This window comes from Cellulomonas hominis, from assembly GCF_901521055.1.
GTDB classification, from domain to species: Bacteria; Actinomycetota; Actinomycetes; order Actinomycetales; family Cellulomonadaceae; genus Cellulomonas; species Cellulomonas endometrii.
This window is the reverse complement of record NZ_CABEGA010000089.1, coordinates 1-7668: the sequence shown is the minus strand read 5'-3', so window position 1 is coordinate 7668 and position 7668 is coordinate 1. Positions and strand designations below refer to the sequence as shown.

Annotated in this window: 5 protein-coding genes; 2 read left to right on the top strand and 3 right to left on the bottom strand. The window is 75.6% G+C overall.

Going from position 1 to position 7668, the window contains the following annotated elements; all coding sequences use genetic code 11:
• Positions 1-169: 169 nt before the first annotated feature.
• Complete coding sequence (locus KJP73_RS18325; RefSeq protein WP_213284321.1) at positions 170-2233, top strand: ATP-binding protein; 2064 nt, start codon at positions 170-172, stop codon at positions 2231-2233.
• On the opposite strand, the gene KJP73_RS18320 is transcribed toward KJP73_RS18325, so the two are convergent.
• The gene (locus tag KJP73_RS18320; RefSeq protein WP_213284320.1) at positions 2171-3271 is read right to left on the bottom strand and encodes a class I SAM-dependent methyltransferase; all 1101 of its coding nucleotides are present in this window, start codon (positions 3269-3271) and stop codon (positions 2171-2173) included. The genes KJP73_RS18325 and KJP73_RS18320 overlap by 63 nt on opposite strands.
• A 154-nt stretch (positions 3272-3425) precedes the next feature.
• Here KJP73_RS18320 and KJP73_RS18315 point away from each other — a divergent pair, with 154 nt between their 5' ends.
• Positions 3426-3758 (top strand): hypothetical protein, encoded by a 333-nt coding sequence (locus tag KJP73_RS18315; protein WP_213284319.1) that lies wholly within the window; start codon positions 3426-3428, stop codon positions 3756-3758.
• 15 nt (positions 3759-3773) lie between these two features.
• Here the strand turns inward: KJP73_RS18315 and KJP73_RS18310 are convergent, their stop codons facing one another.
• Together KJP73_RS18310 and KJP73_RS18305 are read right to left on the bottom strand one after the other, a co-directional pair.
• Positions 3774-5705 carry an ABC transporter ATP-binding protein gene (locus KJP73_RS18310; protein WP_249669534.1) on the bottom strand — a complete coding sequence of 644 codons (1932 nt, stop codon included), beginning with the start codon at positions 5703-5705 and terminating at the stop codon, positions 3774-3776.
• Positions 5706-5758: 53 nt separating this feature from the next.
• Positions 5759-7492 carry an ABC transporter ATP-binding protein gene (locus KJP73_RS18305; RefSeq protein ID WP_213284318.1) on the bottom strand — a complete coding sequence of 578 codons (1734 nt, stop codon included), beginning with the start codon at positions 7490-7492 and terminating at the stop codon, positions 5759-5761.
• Positions 7493-7668 lie beyond the last annotated feature (176 nt).

Here is a 7668-nt window from a genome sequence, read left to right as displayed (position 1 = left end):
GGGGCGCGCAGCATAGCGGCCCTGCTAGGGGCGTGCGGCGGACGGCCGCTCCGGCTCGCGCGAGGCGCGCGAGCGCAGGCGCGGGCACCAGCCGCGCTGGCCCGGGAGGAGCCAGCCCCCGCCGCACCGCCGTCGGCCCGCCCCCGGCCCGATGGCCGCGGTCGCGGCGGTGCTGACGCTCCTCGGGCGGGTCGCGCTGGTCACGCTCGTCGGTCCCGGTGGCGTCGGGAAGACCCGGCTCGCCCTGGAGACCGCCGCCCGCGCCGGGACGCCGGCCCGGTTCCTCGAGCTGGGCGCCGTGCGGGACCCCGCCGCCGTCCCCGCCGCCGTGGCCGCCGCGCTGGACGCCGACCCGGAGGACCCGCCGGCGCGCACGCTGTCCCGGGCGGGGCACCGTGAGCTCCTGCTGGTCCTGGACAACTGCGAGCACCTGCCCGCGGCCGTCGCCGAGTGCGTCGACCTGCTGCTGTCCGAGCCGGGGCCGCTGCGCGTGCTGACGACGAGCCGGACCCCGCTGCGGGTGGCCGGCGAGCACGTCGTCCCCGTCGCCCCGCTCGGCACCACGGGCCCCGACTCCCCCGCGGCGGTGCTGTTCCGCGAGCGCGCGCGTGCCGCCGGCGGCCACGCGCCCGCCTCTGAGCCGCCGGCCGGCGACGACGGTGACGACCCCGTCGAGCGCGTCGTGGCCCGCCTGGACGGGCTGCCGCTCGCGCTCGAGATGGCGGCCGCCCGCACCGCCACGCTGAGCGTCGCCGACGTCGCCGACCTGCTGGATGCCCGGCTGGCCGCGCTGGCCGCGCTCGCGTCCCCGCGCCGGGACGCCCCCGCGCGGCACCGGTCGCTTGGCGCGGTGGTCGCGTGGTCCCGGGAGCTGCTGCCGCCCGACGCGCGCCGCGCGCTCGACGGGTGGCCGGTGTTCGCGACGGCCTGCCCCCCGGACCTCGCGGCGCGGGTGCTGGACGTCCCGGCCACGACCGCCGAGGAGCTGGCGGCCGCCTCGCTGCTCGTGCGGGACGACGCCCGCGGCCGCACCCGCTACCGGATGCTGCAGACGGTCCGCGCGGTGGTGGGCCCGCCGCCCGAGGACCTGCGTGCCCGGCACGCGGCGGTGCTGCTGGGCGTCGCGCGTGAGGCCGACCACGCGCTGCGCGGACCGGGCGAGGCCGACGCCCGCGCCCGGCTGACCGAGCTGCTGCCCGACCTGCGTCTCGCGCACGCGTGGTCCGCGACCCACGATCCCGAGGTGGCGGTCCGGCTGACCCGCGCCCTGCACGTCCACGCCGTCGACGCCCTGCGCACCGACGTGCTCGCCTGGCCGGTGCCGGGCCGGGAGGACGCCCCCGCGGTGCTGGCGGCCCTCGCCGCGCGCGCGCTGGTCCAGGGCCACCGGGCCGCCGCCGGGCGCCGGGCCGCCGCCGCCCTCGCGACCGCGACCGACGTCGCGGACCGGCTGCACGCCCTGGAGGTGCTGGCCGACCTCGCCCTGTACGAGGGCCGCACGGACGAGGCCGTGGCGCTGGGCGCCCGCATCGCCGCCACCGCCCAGCACGCCGGCGACCCGCACTACCGCACCGTGGGGCTGACGTACCCGGTGCTCGTCGCCGCCTACCGGGACCGCCCGACGCAGGCCCGCACCGCGCTGGCCGCCCTGGAGCACGCCGTCCACCCCGTGCACGCCGCGCCCACCGACCGGGGATGGCTGGCGTTCAGCACCGGGGAGGTGCTGGCGCGCACCGACCCGGAGGCGGCGCTCGGCGCGCTGGGCGAGGCGCGCGCGCTGGCGGACGGGACCGGCAACCGGTACCTGTCCGGGGTCGCGCGCGCGGCGACCGTCGCGGCCGTCGCCCGGCGGCCCGACCCGGCGGGCGCCCTCGACGAGCTGCTGGACCTCGCACGGGCCTGGGCCCCCACCGGTGACCGCACGCACCTGCTCACCGCGCTGCGCAACGCGGTCCCGCTGCTGCTCCGGCTGGGCAGGCCCGACGACGCCGCCCGCCTGCTCGGCACGGTCACCGCGCCCGACCTGCCGGAGACCTACGGCGTCGAGGCCGATGCGCTGGCCACCGTCCGCGCGGATCTGGGCGAGCAGCTCGGGGCCCGCCGGCTGCGGCAGCTCGTCGCGCAGGGGCGTGCCCAGGACCTGTCCCTCGCCGCGGACCGGATCGGCGGGTCACAGGTGGAGGCGGTAGAACCGGAACAGGTCGTGCCGGACCGGCAGGACCTCGAGGGCTGAGAACCCCGCCGCACGGGCGTACCCCTCCAGCGTCGCCGGCCGCATCACCGTCCCGGTGCCGACGCCGCCGGTGTGCGACAGCCCGTCGGGCAGGCACACGCCCAGCGAGAACCCGTAGAACCAGCGGTCCAGGGGGCCGGCGGGCGCCGTGAACTCCGGCTCCACCCGCTCGTCCACCACCAGCACCCAGCCGTCGGGCGCCGCGAGGCCCCGCGCCGCCCGCAGCACCGCCACCGGGTCGCCCATGTCGTGCACGCACTCGAACGCGGTGACCAGGTCGTAGCGCTCCCCGCCCGCCTCGACCGCCGCCGCGTCCGACGCCACGAACCGCACCCGGTCCTCCACGCCCAGGGCCGCCGCGTGCCGCCGCGCCGCCTCCACCGACGGCGCGTCCACGTCGATCCCGGTCACCTCGACCTCCTCGTGGGCGAGCGCGAGCCCCACCGACGACCAGCCCTCCCCGCAGCCGATGTCCGCGACGCGAGCCCCCGCTCGCAGCCGCCCGTCGAGCTCGGGCAGCGCCTCGGCGACGAGGCCGGCGAGCCCGTGCAGGAAGAACGGCCGGTTCAGCGCGGCCTGCGCCTCCCGGGCGTCGGCACCGAGCCGCTCCCACGAGACGCCGCCGCCCGACCGGTACGCCGCGTGCAGGTCGTCGACGACCCGCCCGCTCGCGGCCTGCATCCGCCCGAGCGGCGCGAGGTACGCCGCGGAGTCGACGTCGGTCAGCACCTCCGCCGCCCCGGGCGTGAGGGCGAACGCGTCACCGTCCACCGTCACGTACCCGGCGGCGGCCTGGTGCTCGAGCCACTCCCGCACGTACCGCCCGTGCGTCGCCGTCAGCGCCGCCAGCTCCTCCGCCCGGCAGGGACCGTGCCGGGCGAGCGCGCGGTACCAGCCCAGGCGCTCGCCCGCGTGGACGGCCGCGAGCTCCTGGGCTCCCAGGCTCGCCGCCATGACGCGGGCGGCGACCTCCTCGGTCGTGCCACCGACGGGCTGGAACAGGTCCGACGGGCCGGCCTGCGTCGCGGTCGTGGTCATGCGGTCCTCCAGGGGGTCGGGCCACGGGCTGCGCCGCGGCGTGCGGGACCAGCACAGACCCGCACCCTCGCAGCGGCCTCGCAGCCACGTCGCAGCGGCGCCGGGGCCCCGCCCGCGGTCGCCGACCGCGCAGGTCCGGGGCACGATGGCTCGCATGAGCGACCACTGGACCGCCCTGCTGGCCTGCGTCGAGGACGACGACCACGTCGAGGCGTCGGTCGCACGGGCCCTGGAGGCGGCGACCGCCTCCGGGACGCCCGTCGACGCGGCGCTGCTCGGGCTCGACGCGACGCCCGGACCGGCACCCCGGTCGAACGAGGAGTGGCGCGCCGCGGTGGTGGACCTGGTCAACGCCCACGCCGGCGCCCTCCAGCAGCTGCTGCCGCTGGACGACGACGGCGAGACGGCCGCGACGGCGCCGTACGAGGCGGAGGAGGCGTTCCTGCACGCCCTCGCCGCCGGCTACTCGGACCGCCCGGCGGACTGACCGGCCCGCGCCCCGTCAGTCCTCGAGGGCGACCGCCGCCGCGAACTGGCTCGCGTACAGCCGCGCGTAGGCCCCGCCGGCCGCGAGCAGCTCGTCGTGCGAGCCCTGCTCCACGATCGACCCGTGCTCCATCACGAGGATCACGTCGGCGTCCCGGATCGTCGACAGCCGGTGCGCGATGACGAACGAGGTCCGCCCGGAGCGCAGGGTGCTCATCGCCTGCTGCACGAGGACCTCGGTGCGCGTGTCCACCGAGGACGTCGCCTCGTCGAGCACGAGGATCGCCGGGTCGGCGAGGAACGCCCGTGCGATGGTCAGCAGCTGCTTCTCGCCGGCGGACAGGTTCGCCGCCTCGTCGTCGACCACCGTGTCGTAGCCGTCGGGCAGCGCCCGCACGAACTGGTCGACGTGCGTCGCGACGGCCGCCTCGACGATCCGGTCCTCGTCCGGGTGCTCGACCCCGTACGCGATGTTGTCCCGGATCGTGCCGCCGAACAGCCAGGTGTCCTGCAGCACCATCCCCACCCGGGAGCGCAGGTCGTCGCGGGTGAGCTCGCGGGTGTCGACGCCGTCGAGCGTGATCCGCCCGCCGTCGATCTCGTAGAACCGCATGAGCAGGTTCACCAGCGTGGTCTTGCCGGCGCCGGTGGGGCCGACGACGGCGACCGTCTGGCCGGGCTCCGCGACCAGCGACAGGCCGTCGATCAGCGGCGTCCCCGGGACGTACCGGAACGACACGTCCTCGAACACCACGCGTCCGCGCACCCGCTCGGGCAGCCGCGCGGGCCGGTCCGGGTCGGGCTCCTGCTCCGGGGCGTCGAGCAGCTCGAACACCCGCTCCGCGGAGGCGACGCCCGACTGCAGCAGGTTCATCATCGAGGCGATCTGCGTGATCGGCTGGGTGAACTGCCGCGAGTACTGGATGAACGCCTGCACGTCGCCGAGCGTGAGGGAGCCCGACGCGACGCGCAGCCCGCCCACCACGGCCACGACCACGTAGTTGAGGTTCGCGAGGAACCCCATCGCGGGCTGGATGATCCCGGAGATGAACTGGGCCTTGAACGACGCCGCGTACAGCTCGCCGTTCTGGTCGTGGAACTGGCTGATCGCCTGCTCCTGGCGCCCGAACACCTTGACCAGCGCGTGGCCGGTGTACATCTCCTCGATGTGCGCGTTGAGCGACCCCGTCCACCGCCACTGCGCGATGAACTGCGGCTGCGACCGCTTCGCGATGGCCGCGGTGACAACCACGGACAGCGGCACGGTGACGAGGGCGACGAGCGCGAGCAGCGGGGAGATCCAGACCATCATCGCCAGCACGCCCACCACGGTGAGCACCGCGGTGATCAGTTGAGACAGGGTCTGCTGCAGCGTCTGGGCGACGTTGTCGATGTCGTTCGTGACGCGGCTCAGGACCTCGCCGCGGGCCTGCCCGTCGAAGTACCGCAGCGGCAGCCGGCCGAGCTTCGCCTCGACGTCCTCGCGCAGCCGGTAGACCACCCGCTGCACGACGCCCGTCGTGAGGAGGCCCTGCAGGTACCCGAACAGGGACGACGCCACGTAGATCGCGACGACCGCCAGCAGCAGGCCGCGCAGGGCCGTGAAGTCGACGCCCTGCCCGGGGACGACGTCCATCCCGCCGAGCATGTCGGCGAGCCGGTCCTGCCCCTGCGCGCGCAGCCCCTCGATCGCCTCCGCCTTCGTGGCGCCCGCGGGCAGCTGCTGCCCCACGACCCCGTCGAAGATGACGTCCGTCGCGCTGCCGAGCACCTTCGGGCCGGTGACCGCGAGCGCGACCGACGCGATGCCGAGCAGCACCACGGCGACGAGCCGCCAGCGCTCGGGGCGCAGCACGCCGAGCAGGCGCCGGCCGGACCCGCGGAAGTCCAGCGACTTCTCGCCGGGCATGCCCAGGCCGGCGCCGGGCCCCATGCCCCGCCCGGGCATCCGGCGCGGCGCGGCGACCGGTGCCTGCTCGGTGCGGGTCTCGTCCTCGGTGCTCACGCCGCCTCCTCCGCGCTGATCTGGGACAGCACGATCTCCTGGTAGGTCCGGCAGCTCGCCATCAGCTCCGCGTGGGTGCCGGTGCCGACCACCGCGCCCTCCTCCAGGACGACGATCCGGTCGGCGTCGCGGATGGTCGCCACCCGCTGCGCGACGACGATCACCGCGGCGTGCCGGGTCTCGGGCACGAGCGCGGCCCGCAGCGCGGCGTCGGTGGCGTAGTCGAGCGCCGAGAACGAGTCGTCGAACAGGTAGATCGCCGGCTTGCTGACCAGCGCCCGCGCGATGGCCAGCCGCTGGCGCTGCCCGCCGGACACGTTCGTGCCGCCCTGCGCGATCGGGGCGTCGAGCCCCTCGGGCAGCTCCTCGACGAACGACCGCGCCTGCGCGACCTCGAGCGCGTGCCAGAGGTCGTCGTCGGCGGCGTCGGGGTTCCCGTACCGGAGGTTCGACGCGACCGTGCCGCTGAACAGGTACGGGCGCTGCGGCACCAGCCCGATCAGCCGCCAGAGGTCCTGCGGCGCGATGTCCCGGACGTCGACCCCGTCGATCAGGACGCTGCCGCCGGTGGCGTCGAACAGGCGCGGCACCAGGTTGACCAGCGTCGTCTTGCCGGACCCGGTGGAGCCGATCACCGCGGTGGTCTCCCCCGGCTCGGCGACCAGGTCGATCCCGTGCAGCACGGGCCGCTCCGCCCCGGGGTACCGGAGCTCCACGTCCCGCAGCTCGACGCGCCCGCGCGGCTGCGCGAGCCGGACGGGTGCGGCCGGCGGGACGACGGACGACTCGGTGTCCATGACCACCGCGATGCGCTCCGCGGACACGACGGCCCGGGGCACCATCACGAACATCATCGTCGACATCATGACGGCCATCAGGATGTACATGATGTAGCTGAGGAACGCCGTCAGGGCCCCGACCTGCATCTCCCCCGCGTCGATGCGCCCGGCCCCGAACCACAGCACGCCGACGCTGGTGACGTTCATGATGAGCATGACGACCGGGAACATCAGCGACATCAGCCGGCCGACGCGCAGCGAGGTGTCGAACAGCGCGTCGTTGGCCTGGCCGAACCGCTCGGCCTCCCGCCGCTCCCGCACGAACGCCCGGATGACCCGCAGCCCCGTGATCTGCTCGCGCATGACGCGGTTGATCCCGTCGATCCGCTGCTGCATCACGCGGAAGTACGGCACCATCCGGCTGACGATCAGCCCGACGACGACGCCCAGCACCGGGACGACCACGAGCAGCAGCCGGGACAGCGCGACGTCCTCCTGGAGCGCGAGGACGACGCCGCCGACCAGCATGATCGGGGCCATCACCATGATCGTGAACGTCAGCAGCACGACCATCTGCACCTGCTGCACGTCGTTGGTCGTGCGGGTGATGAGCGAGGGCGCGCCGAACTGCGCGACCTCCCGGGCGGAGAACTCCTGCACGTGGGTGAACAGCCCCTCGCGCAGGTCCCGGCCGAACGACATCGCGACGCGCGCGCCGAAGTAGACGGCCAGGACCGAGCACAGGACCTGGAGCAGGCTGATGCCGAGCATCAGGACGCCGATCCGCAGGATGTAGCCGGTGTCGCCGACGGCGACGCCCTTGTCGATGATGTCGGCGTTCAGGCTGGGCAGGTAGAGCGTGGCGATGGTCTGCGCGAGCTGGAGCAGCAGCACGTACGCGACCTGCGAGCGGTAGGGCCGCAGGTACTCGCGGAGCAGGCGGAGCAGCATGGGACTCCCGGCGCGGGCGGGGGGGGGGGGGGGGGGGGCCCCCCCCCCCCCCCCCCCCCCCCCCCGGGGCCCCCGCCCCCCGCTCTTTTTAAAAACTCCCCGCCCCCCACCAGCCCACCCTCCTCCTCTTGCCGCCTCTTCCTTTCAAAAAAAACACGACACACTACCCACTCCCG